Source organism: Streptomyces carminius, assembly GCF_002794255.1.
In the GTDB taxonomy this organism is placed as follows: Bacteria; Actinomycetota; Actinomycetes; order Streptomycetales; family Streptomycetaceae; genus Streptomyces; species Streptomyces carminius.
Genome location: NZ_PGGW01000065.1, coordinates 13,614 through 37,507 on the forward strand (window position 1 = coordinate 13,614; position 23,894 = coordinate 37,507).

15 protein-coding genes are annotated in these 23,894 nt (G+C 72.1%); 5 read left to right on the top strand and 10 right to left on the bottom strand.

Annotated elements, in window-relative coordinates:
• Window positions 1-112: 112 nt before the first annotated feature.
• From CUT44_RS22875 to CUT44_RS22885, 3 genes are read left to right on the top strand one after another with little or no spacing between them, the layout of a single operon-like run.
• Entirely contained in the window at window positions 113-760 is a 648-nt protein-coding gene (locus tag CUT44_RS22875; RefSeq protein ID WP_100203823.1) for a (2Fe-2S)-binding protein, read from the top strand.
• Window positions 757-1,725 carry an FAD binding domain-containing protein gene (locus CUT44_RS22880; protein WP_100203824.1) on the top strand — a complete coding sequence of 323 codons (969 nt, stop codon included), beginning with the start codon at window positions 757-759 and terminating at the stop codon, window positions 1,723-1,725. The genes CUT44_RS22875 and CUT44_RS22880 overlap by 4 nt, the downstream gene beginning before the upstream one ends.
• Window position 1,726: 1 nt before the next feature.
• Window positions 1,727-3,934, top strand: coding sequence for a xanthine dehydrogenase family protein molybdopterin-binding subunit (locus CUT44_RS22885; protein WP_233221586.1), 2,208 nt, complete (start codon window positions 1,727-1,729; stop codon window positions 3,932-3,934).
• Between the two features lie 154 nt (window positions 3,935-4,088).
• Here CUT44_RS22885 and CUT44_RS22890 read toward each other — a convergent pair whose 3' ends face one another.
• The 6 genes from CUT44_RS22890 to CUT44_RS22915 all read right to left on the bottom strand — a co-directional run bounded on the left by CUT44_RS22890 (window position 4,089) and on the right by CUT44_RS22915 (window position 13,270).
• Window positions 4,089-7,595 carry an SAV_2336 N-terminal domain-related protein gene (locus tag CUT44_RS22890; protein WP_332888284.1) on the bottom strand — a complete coding sequence of 1,169 codons (3,507 nt, stop codon included), beginning with the start codon at window positions 7,593-7,595 and terminating at the stop codon, window positions 4,089-4,091.
• Window positions 7,531-8,478, bottom strand: a complete 948-nt coding sequence (locus CUT44_RS22895; RefSeq protein WP_100203826.1) for an AAA family ATPase — start codon at window positions 8,476-8,478, stop codon at window positions 7,531-7,533. Before CUT44_RS22895 ends, CUT44_RS22890 begins: the two co-directional genes overlap by 65 nt.
• The gene (locus CUT44_RS22900; RefSeq protein WP_332888285.1) at window positions 8,475-10,238 is read right to left on the bottom strand and encodes a VMAP-C domain-containing protein; all 1,764 of its coding nucleotides are present in this window, start codon (window positions 10,236-10,238) and stop codon (window positions 8,475-8,477) included. Before CUT44_RS22900 ends, CUT44_RS22895 begins: the two co-directional genes overlap by 4 nt.
• A 386-nt stretch (window positions 10,239-10,624) precedes the next feature.
• Window positions 10,625-11,041 (bottom strand): CU044_2847 family protein, encoded by a 417-nt coding sequence (locus CUT44_RS22905; RefSeq protein ID WP_100203827.1) that lies wholly within the window; start codon window positions 11,039-11,041, stop codon window positions 10,625-10,627.
• 164 nt (window positions 11,042-11,205) lie between these two features.
• Window positions 11,206-12,027, bottom strand: a complete 822-nt coding sequence (locus tag CUT44_RS22910; RefSeq protein WP_100203871.1) for an SDR family NAD(P)-dependent oxidoreductase — start codon at window positions 12,025-12,027, stop codon at window positions 11,206-11,208.
• Between the two features lie 145 nt (window positions 12,028-12,172).
• Complete coding sequence (locus CUT44_RS22915; RefSeq protein WP_199185804.1) at window positions 12,173-13,270, bottom strand: glycoside hydrolase family 5 protein; 1,098 nt, start codon at window positions 13,268-13,270, stop codon at window positions 12,173-12,175.
• A gap of 457 nt (window positions 13,271-13,727) precedes the next feature.
• Here CUT44_RS22915 and CUT44_RS22920 point away from each other — a divergent pair, with 457 nt between their 5' ends.
• Window positions 13,728-14,942, top strand: coding sequence for an IS701 family transposase (locus CUT44_RS22920; protein ID WP_233221587.1), 1,215 nt, complete (start codon window positions 13,728-13,730; stop codon window positions 14,940-14,942).
• 28 nt (window positions 14,943-14,970) lie between these two features.
• Here the strand turns inward: CUT44_RS22920 and CUT44_RS22925 are convergent, their stop codons facing one another.
• From CUT44_RS22925 to CUT44_RS22940, 4 genes are all read right to left on the bottom strand, one after another.
• Window positions 14,971-16,911: a helix-turn-helix domain-containing protein gene (locus CUT44_RS22925; RefSeq protein WP_233221588.1), complete on the bottom strand. Its 1,941-nt coding sequence runs from the start codon at window positions 16,909-16,911 to the stop codon at window positions 14,971-14,973.
• 485 nt (window positions 16,912-17,396) lie between these two features.
• A complete protein-coding gene (locus CUT44_RS22930; protein ID WP_100203830.1) occupies window positions 17,397-18,521 on the bottom strand; it encodes a transaldolase family protein in 1,125 nt (374 codons plus the stop codon).
• A 135-nt stretch (window positions 18,522-18,656) separates the two neighbouring features.
• The gene (locus tag CUT44_RS22935; RefSeq protein ID WP_100203831.1) at window positions 18,657-19,889 is read right to left on the bottom strand and encodes an MFS transporter; all 1,233 of its coding nucleotides are present in this window, start codon (window positions 19,887-19,889) and stop codon (window positions 18,657-18,659) included.
• A 49-nt stretch (window positions 19,890-19,938) separates the two neighbouring features.
• Window positions 19,939-21,012: an alkene reductase gene (locus CUT44_RS22940; protein WP_100203832.1), complete on the bottom strand. Its 1,074-nt coding sequence runs from the start codon at window positions 21,010-21,012 to the stop codon at window positions 19,939-19,941.
• Window positions 21,013-21,168: 156 nt separating this feature from the next.
• On the opposite strand from CUT44_RS22940, the gene CUT44_RS22945 reads away from it, so the two are divergent.
• A complete protein-coding gene (locus tag CUT44_RS22945; RefSeq protein ID WP_100203833.1) occupies window positions 21,169-23,859 on the top strand; it encodes an ATP-binding protein in 2,691 nt (896 codons plus the stop codon).
• Window positions 23,860-23,894 lie beyond the last annotated feature (35 nt).

A 23,894-nucleotide genomic window follows, 5' to 3' on the forward strand; every position in this document is an offset into this window, starting at 1 on the left:
TGCTTCACTCCCTGTGACACGGCTCACAGGGGCTCCGTCCGGCCCCGGGCATCCGTGTCCGTCCCCCACACCCCCCACACCACGGCGCGCTCGCGCCCCCGAAGGAGTCCCCATGTCACCTCCCGCGCGGCACACGGCGGAAGACGGCGCCCCCTTGGCGGCGTCCCGGAGAGGATTCCTGCGCGGCTCGGCCGCGGCCGGCGCGGCGGCCGGCGCCCTGCTGCACGGCGGGCCGCCGGCCGCCGCCGCGACGCCCGCGGCCCGGTCGGCGGCCGCCCCGGAGTATCCCGTCGAGGTGGTGTTCACCCTCAACGGGGAGCGCCGGGCCCTGACCGTCGATCCCCGCACCACCCTGCTGGACGCCCTGCGGGAGCAACTGGGGACCACCGGCCCGAAGAAGGGCTGCGACCGCGGCCAGTGCGGTGCCTGCACCGTGCAGGACGGCGGCCGGCCCGTACTGGCGTGCCTGACGCTGGCCGCGACCGTGCGGGACAGGGAGATCACCACCGTCGAGGGCCTGGCCCGGGGCGAGGAACTGCATCCCGTACAGGAGGCGTTCATCGACCGCGACGCCTTCCAGTGCGGGTTCTGCACCTCCGGCCAGCTCATGTCCGCCGCCGCGCTGGTCGACGGCGGCGGCGCCGCCGGGGACGGCGAGATCCGCGAGTACATGTCCGGCAACCTGTGCCGCTGCGCGGCCTACCCCAACATCGTCGACGCCGTCCGGCAGGCCATGGAGCAGGGAGGCGTGCGGAGATGAGGGAGTTCGTCTACACAGCGCCCGCCACCACCGAGCAGGCACTCGGCGGGGCCGGGGAGGACACCGCGTTCCTCGCCGGCGGCACCACGCTGGTCGACCTGATGAAGCTCGGGGTGATGTCCCCGGCGCGGGTCCTGGACATCAACGCCCTTCCACTGCGCGGCATCCGGGCCGACGACGGCGGGCTGCGCATCGGCGCCCTGGAGAAGATGGCCGACGTCGCCGGACATCCGCGGGTGACGGCGGACTACCCGGCGCTCGCCCAGGCACTGCGGGGCGCCTCCCAGCAGATCCGCAACATGGCGAGCATGGGCGGCAACCTGCTCCAGCGAACCCGGTGCGACTACTTCCGCGACACCGGCTCCCGGTGCAACAAGCGGCAGCCGGGCAGCGGCTGCCCGGCCGTCACCGGCGTCAACCGCACCCACGCCGTCCTGGGCACCAGCGACGCCTGCGTGGCCACCCACCCCAGCGACGCGGCCGTCGCCCTCGTCGCCCTGGACGCCTCGGTCCGGCTGCTGGGCCGGGACGGGGAGCGCACGGTGCGCCTGGCGGACTTCTACCGGCTGCCCGGTGCCACCCCCCACCTGGAGAACGTGCTGGAGCCGGGCGAACTGCTCGCCGAGATCACCGTCCCCGCGCTGCCGTGGGCGGCCCGCTCGGCCTACCTCAAGATCAGCGACCGGCAGTCGTACGCGTTCGCCCTGGCCTCCGCCGCCGTGGCCCTGGAACTGAACGGGAACACCGTGGCCCGGGCCCGGGTCGCGGTGGGCGGGGTCGGCACCAGGCCGTGGCGGCTGCCGGCGGTCGAGGCGGAGCTCACCGGCCGCCCGGCCACCGAGGAGAGCTACGCGCGGGCGGCGGCGCTCGCCGTCGAGGGGGCCCGGCCGCTGAGCGGCAACCGTTTCAAGACCACCCTTGTCCAACGCGCCCTGGTACGGGCCCTGCTGACAGTGGGAGGCTGAGGTGGCCAGGAGAAGGGCACACGGCGCCCCCGTCGACCGGGTGGACGGCAGGCTCAAGGTCACCGGCGGGGCCGACTACGCCATGGACCGGCTCCCGGCCCGCACCGCCCACGGGTACGTCGTCGTCAGCACGGTGGCCAACGCCACCATCACGGCCGTGGACACCCGGGTGGCCACCGGGACCCCGGGGGTCCTGGGCGTCTACACGCCCTTCAACCCGCTGCCGATCCTCCCGCAGGGCGCGATGGGCCCGGCGTGGGCGCCCCTGCGGGACAAGGAGGTCGCCTTCCACGGGCAGCCGGTCGGCTTCGTCGTCGCGGAGAGCTTCGAACTGGCCCGGGAGGCGGCCGGGACGATCCGGTTCGACTACGCGGAGCGGACCCCCGCCCACTCCCTGGAGGACAACCTCTCCCGGGCGCAGGCACCCCGGAGCGTCAGCGGGGAGCCGGCCGTGGTCACCATCCTCGCCGACGGGGTTCCCACCATCGACCGGGCCCTGGAGAGCAGCGAGGTCACCGTCTCGGCCACCTACCGCACCGCCGCGCAGAACCACGCGGCGATGGAGCCCCACTCGGCCGTGGCCGTCTGGGAGAACGACCGGATGACGGTCCACAGCAGTACCCAGGGCCCGTCGTTCCTGGCGGGGGACATCGCCGCGGCGCTGGGGCTGCAGGCCTCCCAGGTACGCGCCGTCAGCCCGTACATCGGCGGGGCCTTCGGCGGGAAGTTCTACACCTACGCGCAGACCAGACTCGCCGCGGCCGCCGCGCGGGAGCTGGGCCGCCCGGTGAAGGTGGCCCTCACCCGCGAGCAGGTCTTCACCGCGACCGCGGGCCGCCCCGAGACCCGGCAGACCGTCGCGCTGGGGGCCCGCCGGGACGGCACCCTCACCGCGGTCAAGCACCACTCCTGGTCGAGCGCCTCGCCGGGGTCGACCACCGTCGAGGCCGCGGCGCACACCACCTCGCGCCGCTGGTACGCCTCGCCGAACATCGAGGTCGGCGCCAAGTACGTGCCGCTGAACGTGCCCGAGGCCACCATCATGCGGGCCCCGGGGGAGGCTCCCGGCTCCTTCGCGCTGGAGAGCGCCATGGATGAGCTCGCGGTGAAGCTCGGGATGGACCCGGTGGAGCTGCGCGTCAGGAACCACGCGGACACCGAGCCGGGCAGCGGCCGGCCGTGGTCGAGCAAGCACCTGCTGGAGTGCTACCGCACCGGGGCCGAGCGCTTCGGCTGGAACGGCCGCGACCGCACACCGGGCGGGACGGCCGACGGTGACTGGTACGTCGGCACCGGCATGGCCACCGCCTCCTTCCCGGCCTACCGCTTCCAGGCCACCATGAAGGTCCGCTTCCGGGCGGACGGCACCGCCGACGTCTCCGGCTCCACCGTCGACCTGGGCACGGGCATGTGGACGGTGCTGTCCGTGGTGGGGGCGCAGGCACTGGGCATCCCGGTGCAGCGGATCAGGCCCGACCTGGGCGACTCGCGGCTGTCGGCGGCCGGGTTCGTCGGCGGCTCCTCGGGCACCTCCACCGTCTCCGGCGCGATCCTGGTGGCGGCGGAGAACGCCAAGAAGGCGCTGATCGACCTGGCGGTGCGGGACGCCCGCTCCCCGTTCCAGGGCATGGACCCCGGCCAGGTGCGCTACGAGAACGGCAGGCTCACCGCGTCCGGCCGCGGCGAGGACTTCGGCGCGCTGCTCGCCGCGGTCGGCCGCGACGGCGTGGAGGCCGAGGGGTCGTCGGGCCCGGGGGCGGAGACGCAGAACTACGCCTTCGCCTCCTTCGGGGCCCAGTTCTGCGAGGTCCGGGTGAACCGGTGGACCTCGCAGATCCGCGTGTCGCGGCTGCTGTCGGTGATGGACGCGGGCACCGTCGTCAACCCCAAGACGGCCCGCAGCCAGATCCTCGGCGGCATGGTCTGGGGGGTGTCCGCGGCGCTCCACGAAGGGCTCCGCGCCGACGGCGCCGGCCGCTGGGGCAACGGCTCCCTCGCCGACTACCTGATCCCGGTGAACGCCGACATCCCCGAGGTGGAGGTGCACTTCCTGGACCACCCCGACACCCTGCACAACCCGCTGGGCGCCCGGGGCGTCGGCGAGATCGGCACGGTGGGGACGGCGGCGGCGGTGGCCAACGCGGTCCACCACGCCACCGGCCGGCGGATCAGGGAGCTGCCCATCACCCTGGACAAGCTGCTCGACTGAGTGCCGGTGCCGTCCGCCGCCTCCGGCCGGAGAGAACACCACTTCGGCCTCTCCACGATCACAGGCAGCCGTCCTCCTGGCGCATCGGCTGTCTGCGCTGCCGGGATTTCATCCTGTGTTTCCACGCTGCGGTCACCGGCCTTCTGTGTTCGTCTCAAGGGCCTGAGGGCCGGGTACTGCCGGGAAAATCGTCAGGCAGGCTGGGGAAGTCCGCGGCGATCGCCGCGGCGAGACTCAGCAGCGCTTGTACGGTGTCGTTGCGCAGACGGCCGATGTCTATTTTATCTTCCGCCGTGAGGCGGGAGTCGTAGGGGATGACGGTGGCTGAAGCGTGCTGTGGCGGTAGCCATCTGCTGATGTCGCTCTCGTGGGCGGGCACACCGATGAGGCTCAGGACAAGGTGTGCCCGTGAGGCCAGTCGGGGGTAGCTCTCGTCGAGGGCTTCGAGCAGGTTCAAGGCGACTTCCGTGGAGGATCGGCTGGCGATGCAGCACACCACCAAAGCGTCAGTGGTGTCCAGCACGGCGGTTTCATGCTCGCCGAATCGGCGCGTCGCCGGGTAGGGCACGGCCCAATCCGTGAGCAGGATGCTGTAGTGATGCTGGGCGTGCTCGACGATCCGTTGGTATTCGTCGGCGAAGTTGGTGCTGGCCGCCGGCCGTGTAGGAGCGAGGCTGAGAACCTCCAGCCCGTTCCGGGTCACGGAAGTGAAGGACCGCAGTTGCTCGTAGGTCACCGGGGTGGGCAAGGTAGCGAGCCGGTATCGGCTGGCCTCCACCGGATCGGTGATTTTGCCTGCCAAGTCCGTAATGCCGGGAGCGCCGTCCAGGGCGAGGACCCGATCCCCGCGTACGGCAGCCAGGATTGAGCCCAGCGTGATCGTCACCGTTGCCCGTCCGGAACCTGGATGGGCGCCCACTACGGTGATGCGATGGCTGTGCAGGAGCCGGGTACCGATTTCGGGGTGGCTCCTGCGGAAGCGCGCGACCCGCCGTCTGGTACGGGAGGGGAGGGAGCCTTGCGGCAGCGCCCCGGCCAGGCTCTCCGCGGCTAGTTGCGGGCGCAGGTTCGGGGACCCCGTCTCGCGGGACGCATAGGGCGTCGGTGGTGTCCGGGTGGTGCTGGCCGCGGCGAGGGAGACGTAACGGGCCAGTGCACGCTCCACATCCCCGGCGGTCGGACGCAGGGCGGGGTCATCAGCGGCGCAGGACGCCACCAGATCATAAAGAGGACGCCAACTGCCGCTTCTCCACAGAGTCATTTCCTCCGGCCTGCCGCGCGGTGAGAGCGCGGTGTGTTTGGCGCTGATTTTCCCGAGGATCTCGCCCAGAGCGCGGATGTTGTCCGTGCGTGTCGGTACGGGACCCGCATCGGTGTAACTGTCGATGTCATCGTCGATGATGCACCGGGTCAGGCCGTCCAGAATGACCTCCCGTTCGGTGACGATAACGCCGTACGGGGAGAGGCCACCCAGAACCACATTATGGAAATGGCACAGGCTCAGCGCCCTCGCTAGCCGCCAACCGAGCGTCAGGCTGGTCAGAAGGTCGAGTGATGTCTCAGCCTGACGCCAGGCGATGTTGTGCAGTACATCGCTCAGCCGTTGGGCTTTCGCCGACGCATCGTCGATGAACCATTCGGAACTCATCGCGGTCCAGGGTCGTTGCGGGTCTGTTCCGGTACCGGCCAAGGTTGGTGCGCAGCGGCCGCGCAGCCTGCGCAGGACCTCGGCCTCGACGGTGACAAGCCGCCGAGCCGCGTCGGTGGTTCTGCCCGGAGCGACCGTCCGCAGGATCACCCTGCCTTCCGCCGTCTCCGCCAGGTATAGAACGGTGCTTCCTTCGGGGCGGCGCAGAAGCAATCGATACGGACCGAGCTGGCGGGGGTCCTGGCCTGTCAGTGGTGCCCATTCCGAGTGGGACGGTTGCGGCTCATGCGCGCGAGGCGGCTGGACGGCGATGCCGAGGCGTCTCATCAGCCGTTCCTCGATGGTGGTGAAGCCCTGTTGGCGCTGAGGCAGGGCGTCGTGTCCGGACGGGTGGGCCAACCAGGCGGGAAAGTCCGGTGACCGGCCTGCGAGTGCTTCCAGCTGGCGGCCAATGCGGCGGCTGGTGAGCATCAGCTCCGCGGTGGGCACAGCATCGAGCAGCGTGTTCTTGATGTGGTCGCTGAAGTCGAAGATCCGATGCTGCGCAGGCAGGGTCCCGGGCACCGGTGCGGGTGCCGGATGCAGCAACCCTCCGAGGAACACTTCTGCCAAGTGGTTCGTACTGGCCTGCCAGGGGAGAGCGGACTGGATCAGCCGCATGACCGGAATCGAGACCGGCGCCACAGCGGCCAGATGGGCGGCGAGGCGGTACGCCTCGGGGGATGCGGCGTCGCGGAACCGCTGAAGGTCGTCTCCACGTTCCTGCGGCGGTGTAGAGGGACTTCCACCAGGTTGGGCGAACAGCGGAAGTTCCACGGTGCCACCAGGAGAGGCCAGAAACCTGGCCCACTGGTGGGCGGCGGACGGAACCGGCTCCAGCACTGGTACGGGGACACCGTGGAAGACGCCGAGTTCGCCGGGGAGTACCGGATCTGTGATGTGCCAGGAGGAGTTGGCCGCCCCACGATGACGAGTGGTGACCTGCCACCGTTCGGCCCGGATTCCCGAGCTCCCCCACAAGGCGGGTGGAAGTGCGTGGAAGAGCGCCACGGGGCCGGTTGAGGCCCAGCGACTCAATACGCCGTGCAGGGAACCGTCGCGCCAGGCGGCTCCCATGCCGTCACTGACCACAATGACCAGGGTCTGTCCGGAAGGATCGTCGAGAACTGAGGGTGGCAGAGTGGCTGTCGCGGTGGAGTAGGGACGAGTCCGCAGTAGTGGAGCATCAGGGCTGCGGGTGTCGAGGCCGTAGGAGCGCATCAGCCGGAAGGCCCCCAGGCGTTGCAGGACTTTTCCGAGTTCGTTGCTGAGGCGGTGCCACAGCAGCATGGAAAGACCGTCGTCGATGACGAGAATCAGATTGAGCCACCGCTCCCGGGCCGGCCTTAGTATCACGTCAGGAAGTCGCGTCTCGGCCAGTGCGTCCGCTGTGGCGGACTCGTCGATTTCCCGTGCGTGCGAGCTGGGTCTGCGCTGCTTCAGAGGACGCAGGGCCCGGCTCATTTTTAACTGTTCGGGAATGGCCTTTCTTTCGGGAACTCGTAGAGGAAGTGCCCGTTTGAACGGGGGAGGCGGTGGCAGGGCGAGCCGGTCCTCCGTCGTGCCGGGACGCGGTGCGGCGTGGAGCCGCACCCGGTGTTCCTCGGCGCCCGGTGGAGAGGTCGGTCCCCGGGGAGCCTCCCCAATCCCGTCGTCGATTGTGTGCCGCTTCGGCTCCTCCGTCGTGTCCCTCGTGCTCCGCCGGGACTCGTGAGCTTCGACAGAGTGCCCGGGAAGCGACAGTTCCCATACCAGAGCCCCTGGTGGCAGTCGAGTGGCCAGCCATAGCACGTCGAGGATTTCGTGCGGTTCCAGGGAGCACCCTGCGGTCCGCAGCACCCGCAGGAATGTGCTCAGAGCGTCTTCCTCGGGCGAGACAGCAGAAAATCCGTCGTGGTGGTCCTGCATCTCATCCGGTCCCGGTGAGCTGGTGCAGTACCGCGTCCAGCAAATCCTCACCCAGGTTGACGCCATTGGTGCGCAGAAAGACAGCGTTGAGCAGTTGGTCGGTGGCCAGTTCGCCCGGTGCTCTGCGCTGCAGGAAAGCCTCGATCAGGTCCTGGGCCTCACTCAGCGTCTCCTCGCCCAGGTGCGCGGCGACGATGGAACGCAGTCGTCCTTCGTCTGCGACGGGGAAAACCAGCGGGATGCAACGGCGCAGGAATGCCGGTGGGAATTCCCGCTCCCCGTTGCTGGTGATCACCACGATGGGAAACTCCGTGCAGTGCACGTGTCCGCTCTCCACCCGCACCTCATGACCGGGATCGGCGGAGCGCACCTGCATCACGGACTGCTCCTCCGGAAGCCGGACGAGTTCGGGAATCTCGAAGTAGCCTTCCTCGAAGACCGTGAGAAGGTCATTGGGAAGATCCACATCTCCCTTGTCCATCTCATCGACCAGAAGGACACGGGGCCGATCCTGGGGAACCAGTGCGGTGCCCAGCGGGCCCAGGCGAATAAAACTGCCCATGGTCGGCTCCTCCTTGCCCTGGTCCCGGCTGATGTTCGTCTCCCGTAGCCTTCCGATGGCGTCGTACTGGTACAGAGCCTCCCGGACGCTCGACCGGCTGTTCACCGGCCAGCGAAGTACCGTCCCGAGGCACAGCTCATGAGCGATCGCGAAGGCCAGAGAGGATTTGCCGGTTCCGGCGGGGCCGGTCACCAGCAGCGGACGACGCAGGTGGAGCGCGGCGTTCACCACGTTGGCGTGTTCCGATGAGATCAGGTACGGCAAGGGCCGGGGTGTGCTTCGCATGTCCCGGAACCGGCGCCACGGCGGGGCCGGTGGCATTGCGACCTGACGCCGTACACCGTCGCCATGGAAGAGCCGCCAGTTTTCGTCGGGAGTGGTACTCATGGTGCCTCCATTGGTTCCGACAGGTGGAGAGCAGGTACGGGCCGATCGGCGTCGGCCCAGGCCAGCACAGGGCGCCCCGGGTGGTCCTGCGGTCGGTGGACGGTCTTGGCCCGGTACGCGCGTACCTCCTCGGGCAGCGCTCGCGTGGCATGGCGAGCGGTGTGCCGGAGGGCGTGGGAATTGCCCTGCGGGCTCCGGTCCCACAGGACAACCGGCACTCCGACGGCGATGCACACCTGTACCACTTCGGCGCGGATCCGGGCCGGCAGGTCCACGACGACCTGGACAGTGTCCAGCCGTTCCATCAGTGCCCCGTACACGGTGCGAGGGCTGGCCGTGCTGTCGGAGATGTGAAGGACCGTGCCAGTGTCCAGCCGCCGCCATCTGCGCCGCCAGTCGGTAAGGAAGCGTTCGTAGCGGCGCAGAAGTTCCGGGCAGTGCACGACCAGGGGGTACTCCGCACCCAGTACTCCGGGGACCAGGCCGTCCGGCCCTGGACTTTCCCACTCGTCGACAGGAACGTCCAGTCCCGTCCGATCCACCAGTACCTCGACCAGTGGGCGCTGGCCCTCCGGCGCCAGTCGGGCGAGGGGTTCCACCACGCCCAGCACCTCCCGGGCGGCCTGCCGCGCTGTGCAGACACTCTCACCCGAGTGGTACATCTGCCGAAGACCGTCCCCACGGTCGCACCAGATGCGCAGCCGGTGGTTCCCCTCCACCGTCTCCACATGGACCAGTACACGCGGAGCCGAGACCATCGACCGAGTGTGGCGTTCCCACTCCTCGGCGTCGGCCCGCCGCTCCCGCAATGCCGGACGGGAGATCTCCAGTCGGTTTGCGACTCCGTCGTTCCACAGCCGCAGTTTGGCCCGTGGGCTCGCCGAGCACAGCGTTGCGAAGTACTCGATCACGCGCAGCAGCGCGGGCATCCGCTGCTCGGACGAATCCGCCCTGCCGTCTCCCGGGAGTTGTTCCAGCCATCGCAGCAGGACATCCAGGTCGCTGCCGTGGGGCATGGCGGCGGCCAGGGGCAGTGCGGCCCGTACCGCTTCCGGGAAACGGTCCACGGCGCCGTCGGGAAGACTACTCAGAAGCGTATGCAGTGCGCGGTGTTCTCCTGGCGAGAGAAGCAGCGGCACGGTGGACAGACGTCCGACGGAGAGGAACTCGGGCAGGACCGAGCCCAGACGCCACTGCAGCGAGTCAGTGAAGGCCGCCAGTGCCCTCGGCTCCGTCAGCAGGAGTAGGGCGAGTTGGTCGTCGTCCCACCCCACGGATGACGGTATCGAGACGAGTCCGCAGCGATCCATGACCTCCGCGGTGGCTTCCCGTAGCTCCCCTCTGCTCAGATGCCGCTCGAGCAGATTCCGCAGGAGGGGGTACGCCGGATCTTCCCGCCCCCGGTCCAGGCTTGGAGTACCGGCGAAGAGGTACTCCGCTCCCACCGTGCGCAGTTCCTCTTGGACGCGTTGCCAGGGAATGGCCCAGCTGCGTCGAATGACGTGTTGGGGATCGTGGACGGCGGGACTTCCTGTCACAGGGTCGGCCTGCGGCGCCATCCGCGCGGCGACCAGGCCGATTACTGCGTTGTCCACTGCGGACCACAGAGGCCCCCCGCTGTAGGCATGGCCGACTGCCATCCCGGTGGAGTCTCCGTCCAGATAACCGATGCGTCCGTCGCAGGACTTGACGAGAGCATCGGCGAAGGATCCGGGCAGTGCCGTACCGTGCCACGCCCGTACGGTGCGGCCTTCGTGCATGGGCCGCCACTGTGGTGGCAGCAGAGGATCACCGCCGATCTGTCCGGTGAGGTGGAGGACGGCCAGATCCCCATACCACTCCAGATCGTCTTGATGTGGAGGCGTGTCCGAATTATCGCTTCGGCAGGCGGGAATCCAGTGAGCGATGCGGGCGGTGTACTTCCTGGAACCCGCCCGGCCATGGACGGCCACCGTCACGGTGGCCGTCCCGGGACGGCGCGGGTCGAAGGGCTCCCGACCCAGAGCGCCGTTGATCACATGAGCGCAGGTCACCAGGTGTTCCGGGGTCAGTAGTGCGCCGGCTCCGGCGGCCATGCCGTCCCGAGAGCCCAAGACCGACACCACGGCGTGGCGGGGGTCGTATGCGGAGGCCGGATCGGATTGCTTCACGGCTCGGTGCTGGGTTCCGAGATATGCCAAGTGGCCGAAACCTGGAGGTGAGCCTGACCACCGCCTTCGACGATGCCCAGCTTGAGGTCCTGGCTGATCTCGACGCCGAACTCCACAGTCACTTCGTGCGGAGGGCGCTCGGACGCTGTGATCGCTTCGTGTACCTCCTGGAGTACCGGACCCAGAGGTCGCAGAGCTGCGCGCAAGGTGCCCACGGCCAACTCGGTCACCGCTCCCTCCCTGCGGGCCCGGCGTGCCACGGGAACGCTGCGGCCGAGGCCGTCGGGCAGATCCTGTCCGGAGGGTTCGACGTGTCCGGGTATTGCGGTTCCGGGGCCCGCGGTGGTGACCGGTGTCAGTCGCATACGCACAGATGTGCCGTCGGCGAGCTGCAAGTCGGAGATCTCTGGCATTCACCCATTGTGTCCATCACGTCACCTGTATCGCAGGGGAATGAGGAAAGACCCACTGGCTTCTGCCTGGCGGTCCCGTACCACCGGAACGAGCCGCCTACCCGGGCTCGGGAAGAACCGTGGGAAACACGTTCTTCACCGAGCCCCGGGGCGCGCAGATTGCCTCAGGACCGGTCCGAGGCGTCGCCGGAGCCGGGTTCGGCCATCCTGCGGTGTCCGGCGGCCTTGAGCCGGTCGGGGAGGACGGCGTTGGCGCGGGCCTGCGCCCGTGACTTCACCGAGCCGGCGAGCTTCTTCTCCTCGCCCGCCATCAGGGCCTCGAAGCCCTGCCGGGCGACCAGCGCCGGATCGTCCGTGGCCAGCTCGGCCAGCTTGGTGTCCTCCAGGTCGCCCCGGCGGAAGAAGTCGGTGTCGGTGGGCCCCGGCATCAGCGAGGTGACCGTCACCCCGGTGTCCTTCAGCTCGCTGCGGACGGCCTCGGCGAAGGACTGCAGGAAGGACTTCGAGGCGTTGTAGACCGCCTGGAAGGGGCCGGGCATGGTGGACGCGATGGACGAGGTGATCAGCAGCCTGCCCTCGCCGCGGGCGGCCATGCCGGTCAGCAGCCGTTTGGCCAGGTGCACGGTGGAGGTGATGTTGAGGTCGATGATGTCGAGCTCGTCGGCCAGATCGGTGTCGGTGAACGCGCCGCCCTGCCCCACTCCGGCGTTGAGGGCGGCGGCGGTGACCGGCCGCCCCGTCGCGGTGACGGCGGACCACAGCCGTTCGACCTCGTCGTAGCCGCGCAGGTCCGCCCGGACGAGAAGGACGTCGGTACCGGCCGTGCGCAGCTCCTCGGCGGCGTCCGCCAGCCGGTCGTCCTCGGCGTTGACCACCAGGTCGAAGCCGTGTTCGGCGAACTGCCGGGCGAGTTCGAGGCCGATGCCGCTGGAGGCACCGGTGACCAGGGCCAGGGGACGGGTGCCGTTGGTGCGGTATTCGCTCATGTCCACCCGGGTATCCCGTGGCGGCTCTCCCTCACCTCCCGTCTCATCTTTCCGTCCGTGTCCGTGTCCGTGTCTGCGGCTGCGTCCGCGTCCGTGCGGGCCCGGGTCCCCGGGCCCGCACGGTGTGCGTACCGCGTGTCCGCGGTCAGAAGTCGTCGGGCGTGCGGATGTGGTCCCGGATCCACACGCCGGCCTCCTTCAGTGCCGACGTCCCGGCCCAGCCGGAGTCCGCGGCGCAGGTGCCCGGCCGGAAGACCGCCCCGGAGCGGTGGTCGTCGGAGAAGTTCCAGTTGACCCAGCTGATCTTCTTCTGCTCCATCAGGTCCAGGTAGCGCTGTGCCATGGCGAAGTCGTTGGCCCCTTCGCCGCTGTAGTCCTGGGTGCCGAACTCGGTGACGAACACCGGCAGCCGGTCGGCCGCCCGGGAGAGGGTCGCCAGGTACTCCTCCCGGTGCGAGGCGGCGTAGAAGTGGAAGGTGTACATGATGTTGTCGGCGCGCACCGGAGCGTCGACGATCTCCTGTTCGTCCGCGCCCTCGGAGACACCGAGCGAGGACCAGGCCCGGGTGCCGACCAGGACGACACCGTCCGGGTCCCGGTCGCGGATGACCGGGACGACCTGCTCGGCGTAGTCCCGTATCCGGCTCCAGCTCACCCCGTTGGGTTCGTTGGCGATCTCGTAGAGGACGTTGGGGCGGTCCCCGTGGCGCTCGGCGATCTCGGCGAAGAAGGTCCGGGCACGCTCCAGGTTGTGGTGCGGGTCGCCGGGGCTGAGCATGTGCCAGTCGACGATCACGTACATTCCGCGGTCACTGGCCTGCTCCACGATCCGGTGGACGAGGTCGGTGAAGCGCCGGGGGTCGGTCTCGTAACCGTCCTCCTGGACGTAGGTGGAGACCCTGAGCACATCCGCGCGCCAGTCGGTCGCCAGGGCGTCCAGGGATCCGTCGGTCACGCACTGGGCGTACCACTGGGTGCCGTGGGTACTCATGCCGCGCAACTGGACGGCCGTGCCGTGGCTGTTGCAGAGCCGGACGCCGCAGACCTCCAGCGGGCCGTTGGCCGCGACGGGGGAGCCGGGCGGCGCGGTGGCCTCGCCGGCACCGGGCGGGGCGGTGGTGGTGGCGGCGCCGGCCCCGGCGGTGGGGGCGAGGGCGAGCAGGGCGCCGAGAAGGGCGGTCGAGGTGAGCGCCGCCATGGCGGTCGGCAGGGACCTGACACGGAATCGGGGAGAAGCGGGCATCGCTGACTGCTCCTTGGCCGAGCGTTGTGGGGGAGGTGCTTCGGTCAGACCAGCAGGTAACCGTCAGTTAGGTTTCCTGTCAATGGGGGCGGAGGTTCCCGGGGGAGCGGCCGGCGGTCCGGTCCGGAGCCGCCCGGAGGGGACGGTGGCGAACCGGCCATGCCGCGGCACCCCCCGGAAAGGCTGCTCGGAAGGGGTGCCCTGGGGGCGGCGGCAGGAGGATCCGGCGACCCGCCGTACGCGCGGGCGCGCTCCGAGGTGGTCCCGGCACCGGCCCCCGCCGTCCCGTTGCGCCGTGCACGGCGCCTCCGGGTGGCACGGGGGTACGGGGGCACGGGGGAGGTGCGTACGCCACCCGTTCCGCCCGCGGACCGTGTGCCCGGCGCACCTGGCCGGTCCGGGGCGGTTTCCGCACGCTTGTCCCAGTGCCGGAAGCCGACTACCCCAAGGAGAGAGGATGAGTGGCGCCGTCCTGCACGCGACGCGCAACGAAGCACGGAACGCGCAGGTCAGCCGCCTGGCGGCGGCTCACGAAAACGTTCTCGCGGAACTCGGTTCCGCGCTGTTCGTCTCCCTTCCCCGCAGTGACCAGCGGCGCAGAGGAATGGAGTACCTCCAGGGACTGCTGAACGCCCGGGGGCGCAAGACCATCCGCAACATAGCGGCGGTGACCGGTGGCCGGGCGGCTGAACAGAGCCTGCACCACTTCGTCTCCGGCTCCACCTGGGACTGGGCCCCGGTCCGCCGCGCGCTGGCCCGCCATGTGACGGACACCGCACCGCCGACGGCATGGGTGATGCACTCCATGACGATTCCGAAGGCCGGGGAGAACTCGGTCGGGGTGGAGCGGCGCTACGTCCCCTCACTGGGCCAGATCGTCAACGCGCAGCAGGCCTTCGGCGTGTGGGCCGTCTCCGACCGGGCGAGCGTGCCCGTCAACTGGCGGCTGCACCTCTCCCCGGCCTGGCTGGGCGACGGCGAGCGGCGCGGCAGGGCCGCCATCCCCGCGGACATCTCCCCGGAGACGCCGACCGACTGCGCGGCCCGCGCCTACCTGGAAACGGCCGGAGGCTGGGGTCTGCCGGTGCGGCCCGTCGTGGCGGACATCCAGGAGGTGGACACGCCGGTCCTGGTCGGCCTGCTCCGCGCGGCCCGTGCGCCGTTCCTGGTCCGGGTGGGTGGCGGTGTCCGGCTGTGGGCGGCCGATCCCGCGCTGCGCGTGCGCGGCCGGCGACTGCCGTGCCACCAGATCATGCGGGAGGCCAGGGACATGCGGCGTCCGGTGATCTGGCGCGACCCCGGACTGCCGGGGGGAGCCCGCCACGGCTTCGCCGCGGCGGTGCGGGTCGGCACCTCCCCGTGTCCGGTGCGCGCGGGTCGTCCCGCGGCGCGGGGTGAACTGCTGCTGCTGGCGGTGGGCGGGGTGGGCCGGTCCTGGCCCGGGGAACTGTGGCTCACCGACCTGGTGTCCGCCTCCCCCGCCGAACTGCTGCGTCTGACGAAGACCGTCCGCCGGGTGGACCGGGACTTCTCCGGGATCGCCGAACGGGTGGGTCTGCGGGACTACACGGGCCGTTCCTTCGGCGGATGGCACCGGCACATCACCCTGGCGTCGGCCGCCCACGCCGTCGCCGCGCTGGGCGGTGTCCCCGAGTACCGGGAGGCATGCTGACCCGCGCACCCGGCCCCCCGCCGCCGCGTCACTCCCGTACCGCCGGCGGGGGGCCGGGGACCCGCAGCACATGCCGCAGCCGGGACAGCCGGAGGGCCACCTGGATCTCCAGGGACCGGTCGGCCTGCTGCCAGTCGGCGCCCAGGAGTTCGCCGATGCGCTCCAGACGGCGGGCGACGGTGTTGGGGTGCACATGGAGCCGCTTGGCGGCGTGCGTCGGGCTGCTCCCGGCCTCGAAGTACACCTCCAGAGTGCGGGCGAGCTCGGTCAGACGCTGCCGGTCGTAGTCGAGCACCGGTCCGACGGCGGACTCGATGAAGCCCTCCACGTCGTGCTTCTCGGACAGCAGAAGTCCCAGGAAACCCAGTTCGCGGGCCGAGGCCGACTGCCCGGTGATGCCGAGCGCGGCCATGGCGGCGAGGCAGCGCCGTGCCTCCAGGAAGGCCCGGTGAACCGACTCCGGGGACGACACCGGGCCCGCCGCGCCCACCGTCACCGCCTTCCGCAGCAGTGGGGAGAGCTCGTCGAACACCTCCCGGGCGACCGCGCCGGCGTCCTCGCCCGGGAGCAGGAGCACGAGGTGGCCCTCGTGCGTGTTCCCGAGCCCGCTCCTGCGGTGGGCGTAGGAGACGGCCCACACGGGCTCCTTGTCCCGGACGCCGTTCTCGGGGTGGACGACGGCCACCACATGCGGCCTGTGGAGGTCGAGCCCGAGCCGCCGGGCCCGCTTCTCCAGATGCGGCACGGGGCGGCCGGCGGCGGCCAGCAGATCGCCGAGCAGTTCGTCGCGGCCCTGGTCCGCCAGGGTCGCGGACCTGCCGTTGTGCAGGGTCAGCAGGACCGCCACCGTCTGGGTGACCAGGCCGAGCAGCCGCCGGGCGTGGCCGGTGACCGGGGTGGCGGGCCGGAACAGCACTCTGCCCAGGTACTCGTCGCCCGCGAAGACGGGGGCCACCTGGAGACCGTCGTCGAGTTCCACGGGCTCCCGGGCGGCGCAGGCATCCAGCGTCGCGGCGGTCAGGGCCGTCCCGTCGGGCTCGGGCAGGTCTCCGGCGCCGGCCAGGAAGGTGCCGTCCGCGGCGTGGACCCGCAGCGGTCCGGCGAGGCTCCGGGACGCCTCCTCGGCCAGGGCCGGGAGGCTGCCGCCGCGGAGCACCCGGTCGAGCAGCTGGTCCTGGACTTCGCCGATCTCGCGCAGCTCGCGCAGGCCCGCCTCGGTCCGCGCGGCGTACCGTTCCAGCGCGGCCACCTCGGCGGCGGTCCGCTCCAGCAGCAGGGCCCGCTCGACGGCCGCGCCCACCAGGTCGCCGAGGGAGGTCAGCAGGGAGATCTCGTCCGTGGTGAAGTGCCGGACGTCCCGGTCGGCCACGTACAGGGTGCCGAACGGAGCGCGGCCATGGCTCAGCGGCACCGCCAGGACGGCCCGCAGTCCCTCGGCCCGGACCATCTCGCCGAAGGCGTCGCCGTCCCGGAACCTGGTGTCGGCGAGGTAGTCGGGGGTCCAGGCGGGGGCCGGACCGGTCAGGGCGTCGCGGTCGGCCCCCGGCCCCCGCGGCAGCCGCAGTTCCAGGGGGAGCGCCGAGACGTTGCCGTCGCAGGCCCGTATGCGGAGGGTCTCCCGATCGCCCTCGGGCAGGCCGGCGCAGGCCAGGTCGGTGCCCAGCAGTAACCGTGCGCGCCGGATGGCGATCCGCAGTACGGTGTCGAGGTCGTACGGGGCGGCGAGCTCGCGCGCGGTGTCGACCAGGGCGGACAGATCCGCCTCGCGCTGCTGTCTCCTGTCGAGTTGCGACTGGACGCGCAGTGCCAGTCGGCGGGCGTTCTCCAACTGCGTGACATCCGCCTCGGAAACCCCCGCCCCCCGGGCCTGGGAGACCAGGGATTCGAAACGGTCAGCCGGTGCCTCGCTGGCCAACAGCTCCAGTACGGCAAAGGCATTGGGACCTGTTGCGGGCTGCTGCTGAGCCACGATAGCCCTTCCCCCGTATTCGAGTCTTTGGCTGTTCGGCCATGAATTGGAAGTTACGCACCACATGACGAACTAGTCAACCGGCCATGATCAAGGACGGTAAGGCGCTGGTCCGGGGAAGCGCGGGAGGTGGCGGGACCACCGCCGGAGACCTTCGAAGGTGTGAGGAGAGCACCGTCGGCCGCGTCATTGCGGGAACAGGGGAACATCGCTTGACGGCGGATTTGCCGAGGTGGCGGCGGAAGGGGGGCGGAGGGAAAAGGGTGGCCGCGGCAGCTATTCCCGGAAGAGGGAGCCGTAACGTTCACTCGCCGGGGATTCCCGGTGGGACGGGCTCCGTGACTTTACGCTTCGAGGCCATAAGCGGCGTATCGCGCGGTGTGTGGAATGCGTGATTCCGGTGTCCGTCTCATATGCGAGTGGATCGCAGAAATGCTTTCCGGTGCCGGGCTCCGGGCCGGTCCCCGCCGGGGCCGGCCCGGGCGCTACGCCGCAGCGAGCTCGTCGGCCACCACCGCGAGCAGTCGCCGCCACCGGTCCGCCAGCCGCCGCAAGCCGTCGGCCGACAGCTCCGCGGCGACCGTCCCGGCCGGTACGCCGGCCCGCTCCAGCCGCTCCCAGACGGTACGGGCCGCCTCCGCCTGCCCGGAGAGCGTGTCGCCCCGGAGCGCGCGGGAACGGACGGCGGCCTCGAGTACCGGAGGGGGCATCGCGTTGACGGTGCCCCAGGCCACCAGCCGGTCGACGTACCGGGCCCGGGGCGGCGACCCGGCAAGGGTGTCCATCCACATCAGGCGCTGCGGTCGGGCCCCGGCCGCCCGCAGCGGACGCCAGCGGCTCCGGCCCAGCCACTCCTCGTAGACCTCGTACGCCAGCCGGGCGGTCGCGGTCGCCGCCGTCCCGCGCAGCCGTTCCGCCTCCGGGGTGGCCGACGCCGCCAGCCGTGCGTCGACCTCGGCGTCCAGCCGCGCCACGGGGAAGGCGGCCACCGAGGCGATCGCGGACAGCCGCCGGCCGGCCGCCAGGGCGCGCTCCAGCCCCTCGAAGTACGCCGCGACGGCCGCCTCGTAGCGGCGCACCGAGAAGATCTCGGTGATCTGCACCCCGATGCCCCGGCCGAGGCAGTCGGCGGCGGCCCGCAGGCCCTGGGGCGTGGCGGGGATCTTGACCAGCGCGTTGGGCCGGTCCACCGCACCGGCCACGGCCACGGCGTCCGCCACCGTCGCCGACGCGTCGTGGGCGTGGCGGGGATCCAGGTCCACCGACACCAGCCCGTCCGCGCCGCCGGTCTCCTCGAACACCCCCAGGAGGCAGTCACAGGCCGACCGGGCGTCCTGGACGAGGATCTCCCGCAGGACCGCCTCGGCGGACGCGCCCCGCGCGCCGTCCCGGACCAGCTGCTCGCGGTAGGCGGCCGTACGGGTCAGGGCCCGCAGCAGGGCGGCGAGCTCGGTGGTGGCACCGCGGACCCCGGTCCGCCGGACGAGACGTGCCAGATACCCGGAGGCGATCCGGTCGCGGGTGACCCCCTCGACCCAGGGGGAGACCCCTTCCGCGACCAGCTCCTCCAACCGGTGCTCCTCGTACGGTGCCGCCCGCTCGGAAGCCATGGGCGCATGCGACTCCTCTCAGGTCCTCTCAGGTCCTCTCGGGCCCTTCCCGGGCCCTTCCCGGGTCCTTCCGGAACGGACCGCGGGGCGGACCGCCGGCCCGGGCCGGCGGTCCGCCCCGCGGACCGGCGGCGGTCACAGTGCCAGCAGCCCCACGACGGCCGGACCGAACGCCGCCCCCAGCAGATAGCAGAGGTTGAACAGCCCGATCGCCGCCGGCCGGTGGCCGTCGGGCACCGCGGAGGTGGCGTGGACCGCCAGCACACCCTGCCCGGAGGCCGCGGCGATCGACGCCAGGCCCTGGGCGACCAGCAGCACCGGCGGCGCGGCGGCGAGCCACGCCGTCACGGCACCCGCGACGCCCATGGCCGCCAGGACGCCCGCCACCGGGACGCGGCCCACCCGGGCCGAGGCCGCCACGACGAACCAGGAGAGCGTGCCGCCGAGCAGCAGCGGCCACACCATGGCCACCCCGATCTGGCTGCTCGTCCAGTCCGTGTGCTCCGACAGCCGCTCCGGTATCGCGTACATCAGGCCGAAGTTGACGACCGCCAGGGCGAACGCCGTTCCCGCGGAGAACAGGAACGCGGGCGTGCGGACCAGCACCGCCGGGACGAAGCCGTCCGGCCGCGCGCGCAGGTGCAGCCCGAGCAGCACGGCGGCGGCGACGGCGCAGACCCCCGCGGCCGGCGGCTGGTGCGGGACGAAGACCAGCGCGGTGACCAGGGCCGTCATCAGGACGGCACCGGTCGCGTCGAACCGGCCCCGCGCCACCGTGTCCGGCGGCGCACCCCGCAGCACGGCGGGCAGCGCCAGCAGGCTCAGCACCGGCAGCGCGAGGGTGGCCCGCCAGGAGAACACGTCGTTCACCAGCGATCCGACCAGCGGGGCCGTCGAACCGACCACAGCGAGCGAGGCGGTGACACAGCCCATCCGCAGTGGTGTCACCGCCAGGCTCATGGCGGTCGCCGTCAGCCCGGCGGTGCCCAGGCCCTGCAGGGCGGTGCCCAGCACCACGGCGGGAAGCACCGGCACGGCCGCGGCCAGAACCGCGCCGGCCGCCACCAGCAGGCCGCAGACGGTCAGGGCGGCCCGCAGCCCGCGGCGCCCCAGCAGCCCGGCCAGCAGCGGTGTGCCGACCGCGATGCCCCAGCCGAACGCCGTCACGGCCCAGGTCGCCGCCCCGGTCCGGACACCGAGAGCCGCGGCCACGTCGTCCAGGACGAGGGCCGGGCCCGCGATGCCGAAGGACAGCGGTCCGGCCAGCAGGGCCAGCCAGAAGGCTCCGGTCCGGGCGGGACCGGGTGCCGCCGCCCGGCCGCGTCCGGCGGAGGGGACGACGCCGGGCTCGGCCAGTGATTCGCTCATCGTTCCTCCTACGTGGAATGGAGGCTGTGCCGGGGCGCGACCGCCGGGATCAGCCGCCGAGCGTGGGGTAGTCGGTGTAACCGCGGTGGTCGCCGCCGTAGAAGGTCGACGGGTCGGGCTCGTTGTACGGACCGCCGGCCCTGATGCGGGCGGGCAGGTCGGGGTTGGCGAGCCAGAGCGAGGCGAGGGCGACCGCGTCCGCCAGTCCGCCGCGCAGCACCTCGGCGGCCGCCTCCGGGGTCACCCGCTCCTCCGTGCCGGTCGCGTGCGGGTTGAGGATCAGCGTCCCCGGCCACTCCCGGCGGATCAGCTCGGTGACCTCGCGGTGGCCGAACTCCATGAGGTGCACATAGGCCAGGTGGTACGGCGCCAGCGCCCGGATCAGGGCCCCGTACAGCCCGGCGGGGTCGCTCTCCCGGATGCCGTTGGCGGTGTTGCCCGGCGACAGGCGGATGCCGACCCGCTCCGGGCCGATCGCGTCGCCGACCGCCCGGGCGACCTCGACGGCGAAGCGGATCCGGTTCTCCACCGACCCTCCGTAGCCGTCGGTGCGCGTGTTGGAGCCGTCGGCGAGGAACTGCTGGATGAGGTAGCCGTTGGCGCCGTGCAGCTCCACACCGTCGAAGCCGGCCTCGACCGCGAGACGGGCGGCGGAGACGAAGTCCTCGACCGTGGCCGCGATGTCGTCGAGCGTCATCTCCCGGGGCACGGGGTGGTCCAGCATCCCCTGCGGGGTGTACATCCGCTCGCCCGAGGCGATCGGTGAGGGCGCCACCGGCAGCGCGCCGTCCGGGTAGAGGCTGGGGTGGCCGACCCGGCCGGAGTGCATCAGCTGCACGAAGATCCGGCCGCCCCCGCCGTGGACGGCGTCGGTGACCTTCCGCCAGGCCTGGACGTGCTCCGGCGAGTGCAGGCCCGGGGTGTCGATGTAGCCCTGTCCGATCACGCTGGGCTGGGTGCCCTCGGTGATGATCAGGCCCGCGCCGGCCCGCTGGGAGTAGTACTCGGGCGCGAGGTCGTTGATCACTCCCTTGGACGCCCGGCTGCGCGTCATCGGGGCCATCACGAGCCGGTTGGGGAGGGTCAGGCCGCCCAGCCGCAGCGGCTCGAAGAGTTCGTCCATGGTCTCCTCCGTGGGTACCGAACAACCTGGGAACGAAGGTAGGAGCAGGTCAGGCCCACCGAATCAGTAGGTTTTCTGATGTTCCTTACGTAGATTTGGCAGGGCACCTACGGAGGCGGTCCGCCGGATCACCGAGGGCGAGCGGAGGTCGGATTCGTGTTGTACGGCAGGTCCACCGAGCAGGCCGAGCTCGAGGGGCTGCTCGCCGCCGTGGACTCCGGCCGCAGCGCCGCGCTGGTGCTGCGCGGCGAGGCGGGCATCGGCAAGACGGCGCTGCTGGACTGGCTGGCCCGGACCGCGCCCCGGCGGGGCCTGCGCCTGCTGCGGGTACGGGGCGTCGAGCCGGAGGCGGACCTGGCCTTCGGCGGCCTGGTCCAGCTGCTGTGGCCGGTCCAGGACCGGCTGGCGGCGCTGCCCGGCGCGCAGGCCGACACCCTCAGAGCGGTGCTCGGCGCCGGCCGGCTGTCCGGCCAGGACCGCTTCCTCACCGGTCTGGCGGTCCTCACCCTCCTCGCCGAACTGGCCGACGAGGAGCCGCTGCTGTGCCTGGTCGACGACGCCCAGTGGCTCGACCGGGCCACCGCCGAGGCGCTGCTGTTCGCCGCCCGGCGGCTCTCCGCGGAGCGGGTGGCGATGGTGTTCGCGACCCGGGAGGAGGGGTTCACCGCCCAGGGCCTCACCGAACTGCGGCCGTCCCGGCTGGACCCCCGGGACGCGGCCCGGCTGCTGGCCGACCGGGGGCTCGCCCCGGCACTGCGCGAGCAGGTGATCGCCGAGTCCGCCGGGAACCCGCTCGCGCTGATCGAGTTCGCCGCCGCGCAGCGGCAGCACCCCGACCGCGCGATGCCCCTGCCGGTCGCCGACCGGGTGCTGACCTCCTTCCGCGCCCAGATCGGCCGGCTGCCCGAGCGGACCCGGCTGATGATGCTGATCGCGGCGGCCGAGGGCCGGGGCGACCTGCCCATGCTGCTGAAGGCCGCGCAGTCGATGAACGTGGGGCTGGAGGACCTGGAGGAGGCCGAACGGGAACGGCTGGTGCTCGTGACGGAGAGCAGCGTCGCCTTCCGCCACCCCCTGATCGCGTCCGCCGCCTACCAGGGAGCCGTACTGGCCCGGCGGATCGCCGTGCACCGGGCCCTGGCCGAGGCGGCGACGGACCCCGACTGCCGCGCCCGGCACCTGGCCGCCGCCACCACGGCACCCGACCCGGGGATCGCCGCCGAACTCGCCGCCGCCGCCGAGCGGGCCCGCCACCGCAGCGCCTACGCCGCCGCGGCCGGCCTGTACCGGCACGCCGCCCGGCTCACCACCGACCGCGCGTCCCGGGCCGGATGGCTGGGCGAGGCGGCCGGTCTCGCCCTCGCGGCCGGGCAGGCGGGGCCGGCCGGGGAACTGGCCGAGCAGGCGGAGGCGTGCGCCGACGAGCCGGCGGCACTGGCCGACCTCGCCCCGATCCGCGCGGCCGTCGTGTTCGAGACCGGCGACCAGCGCCGGGCCGCCCGGCTGCTGATCGAGCGCGCGGCCGGGGCGGACCCGGAACGGGCCGCCGCCCTGCTGCGCACCGGTGCCACCTACGCCTGGTCCTGCGGCGACCGGTCCGCGGTGCGCAGCGCCGCCCGGCACCTGGCGGCCGTCGGCCGTCCCGACCTCCTGGTGCGGGGCATGGCCCGGCTGGCCGACGGCGACCACACCGGCGGGCTGCCGCTGGTGGCCGAGTTCCTGGAACGGCACCGGGTGGCCGACCGGGAGGCCGACGACGAGGCGGAGCGCATGCGCGTCCTGCACAGCGCCGTGATCCTGGGTGACGACACCGCGGTGCTGGCCCTGGCCGCCGCCGAGGTGGAACGCCGCCGCAAGCACGGGCTGATCGGCGCGCTGCCGCAGGTGCTGCACATCCTGGCGCGGACCCAGGTGCTGGCCGGACTGCACCGCGACGCCGAGGCGTCGGCCGCCGAGGCGGCCGAGATCGCCCGCGACACCGGCCCGCACCGGCGCACCGACTGGTTCGGGGACGTACCGGCCCGGGTTGCGGCCGTCGAGGGCGACGCGGAGCGGTGCCGCCGGCTGGCCCGGGAGGCGCCGGAGGCCGACCGGGCGGCGGCCGACGGCGTCCTGGCCCTGCTGGAGCTGGGCACCGGGGACCACGAGGCCGCGCTGCGGCGGCTGGAGACGTCCGGGGAGTCCGGCGCCGGGTCCGGGGAGTATCCGGCACTGCTCGTCGCCTCGGCCGCGGACCAGGTCGAGGCGGCGGCACGGCTGGGCAGCCGGGACCGCGCGGAGGAGCCGCTGCGCCGGTTCGAGACCTGGGCGGCGGCCGGCCGCCGCCCCTGGGCGCGGGCGGTCGCCCTGCGCTGCCGGGCCCTGACCGAGGAGGCGGTCGGCGGGGCGGCGGGGGAGGCGGCCGGAGACGCGGAGGAGCACTACGCCGAGGCGCTGCGGCTGCACGCGCGCGACGGCAGACCGTTCGAACGGGCCCGCACCCAGCTGCTCTACGGCGAGTGGCTGCGCCGCTCCCGGCGGCGCACCGACGCCCGCGCACCGCTGCGGTCGGCCCTGGAGACGTTCGAACGGCTGCGCGCCGCCCCCTGGGCGGAGCGGACCCGGACCGAACTGCGGGCCACCGGCGAGCCGGGCACGGCGGCCCGGACGGCCGCGGCGAACCTGATCGACCGGCTGACCCCCCAGGAGCTGCAAGTGGTGCGGCTCGCGGCGCGGGGGAGCAGCAGCCGGGAGATCGCCGCGCAGCTCTTCCTCAGCCCCCGGACCGTCGAGCACCACCTCTACAAGGCCTACCCGAAGCTCGGTGTCGGGTCCCGCCGGGAGTTGGTCCGGCTGGAGCTGGACTGAGGTCCCCGGTGCCGGTGCCGGTGCCGGGGAACGGG

Coding starts and splice junctions, on each gene's coding strand:
- CUT44_RS22875 (WP_100203823.1), top strand. CDS start 113: ATGTCACCTCCCGCGCGGCACACGGCGGAAGACGGCGCCCCCTTGGCG.
- CUT44_RS22880 (WP_100203824.1), top strand. CDS start 757: ATGAGGGAGTTCGTCTACACAGCGCCCGCCACCACCGAGCAGGCACTC.
- CUT44_RS22890 (WP_332888284.1), bottom strand. CDS start 7,595: ATGGCGTCAACCTGGGTGAGGATTTGCTGGACGCGGTACTGCACCAGC.
- CUT44_RS22895 (WP_100203826.1), bottom strand. CDS start 8,478: ATGAGTACCACTCCCGACGAAAACTGGCGGCTCTTCCATGGCGACGGT.
- CUT44_RS22900 (WP_332888285.1), bottom strand. CDS start 10,238: ATGCACGAAGGCCGCACCGTACGGGCGTGGCACGGTACGGCACTGCCC.
- CUT44_RS22905 (WP_100203827.1), bottom strand. CDS start 11,041: ATGCCAGAGATCTCCGACTTGCAGCTCGCCGACGGCACATCTGTGCGT.
- CUT44_RS22910 (WP_100203871.1), bottom strand. CDS start 12,027: ATGAGCGAATACCGCACCAACGGCACCCGTCCCCTGGCCCTGGTCACC.
- CUT44_RS22915 (WP_199185804.1), bottom strand. CDS start 13,270: ATGCCCGCTTCTCCCCGATTCCGTGTCAGGTCCCTGCCGACCGCCATG.
- CUT44_RS22920 (WP_233221587.1), top strand. CDS start 13,728: ATGAGTGGCGCCGTCCTGCACGCGACGCGCAACGAAGCACGGAACGCG.
- CUT44_RS22930 (WP_100203830.1), bottom strand. CDS start 18,521: ATGGCTTCCGAGCGGGCGGCACCGTACGAGGAGCACCGGTTGGAGGAG.
- CUT44_RS22935 (WP_100203831.1), bottom strand. CDS start 19,889: ATGAGCGAATCACTGGCCGAGCCCGGCGTCGTCCCCTCCGCCGGACGC.
- CUT44_RS22940 (WP_100203832.1), bottom strand. CDS start 21,012: ATGGACGAACTCTTCGAGCCGCTGCGGCTGGGCGGCCTGACCCTCCCC.